The sequence below is a fragment of the Bathymodiolus platifrons methanotrophic gill symbiont genome, from assembly GCF_002189065.1.
Lineage (GTDB): Bacteria > Pseudomonadota > Gammaproteobacteria > Methylococcales > Methylomonadaceae > Methyloprofundus.
This window is the reverse complement of sequence record NZ_BDMN01000412.1, coordinates 1-1,001: the sequence shown is the minus strand read 5'-3', so window position 1 is coordinate 1,001 and position 1,001 is coordinate 1. Positions and strand designations below refer to the sequence as shown.

Annotated in this window: 1 protein-coding gene; it reads left to right on the top strand. The window is 41.5% G+C overall.

Annotated features, from left to right (window positions below):
- A partial coding sequence (locus tag CDZ78_RS18435) for a B12-binding domain-containing radical SAM protein (RefSeq protein ID WP_373862499.1) occupies window positions 1-785 on the top strand: 785 nt, incomplete at its 5' end.
- Window positions 786-1,001: the final 216 nt, after the last annotated feature.

Sequence of the window (1,001 nt, the reverse complement as noted above, 5' to 3'; positions counted from 1 at the left end):
ACCAGCATTGTGTATTTCAGCTACTCAATAATTGGGAAACTTCAGATTATGATGATGCAGGTACAGATATTACCATCCAGCGCATTAAAACCCTGATTGCTGAAACGGGGCAAACAGGTTTTCATTTTGTCGATGAAGCCGCCCCTCCCAAAGCTCTGTTTGCACTGGCTAACAAATTAATAGAACAGGATGTGGTGATTAGCTGGTGGGGTAATATACGTTTTGAAAAAACTTTTACAGCTGAAAAATGCCAATTACTGGCCGATTCCGGTTGTATTGCAATCAGTGGTGGCTTAGAAGTTGCCTCGGATAGATTATTGGCTTTAATGCAGAAAGGAGTTAGTGTTGCCCGGGTTGCCAGGATTACCAAAGCATTTTCCGATGCAGGTATCTTAGTTCACGCTTATTTGATGTATGGTTTTCCTAGTCAGACCGAGCAGGAAACCGTGGATGCTTTAGAGTATGTCAGGCAATTAATGCAGCAGGGCTGCATCCATTCGGCCTATTGGCACCGATTTGCGGCAACCATTCACAGTCCGGTTGGCCTTGAACCTGAAGCGTACGGTATCAAACTGATCGAGAATGAAAATGTTTTGTTTGCTGAAAATGATATAGATTATATCGATTCAGTACAGACGGATCATGAAATGCTTGGGCTGGGCTTGAAGAAAGCTTTGTACAATTATATGCATGAAACCGGGTTTGAATATCCAGTTTCATTCTGGTTTGATAAACAGGTGGCTGAAACTGAAATTGCTGAGGATTATATTGAGAAGTGCTTGTAACTTGCTCTTATCATAATCAATAATTAAGGGTAGGTAGTATTCACGGAGAGTTTACAAAAAAATTCTTAAACAGGCTAGAGAAATCTAACGAACAAGGTTAGATTGTGATCGCGAAGCGAGCCACAATCTGAACCGTTTGTTGGACAAGCCCGGGGGGATAGTAGAGATTTTGTTACTACGCTATATGAAAATAGCTTTTTGCTGATTAGCCCGATT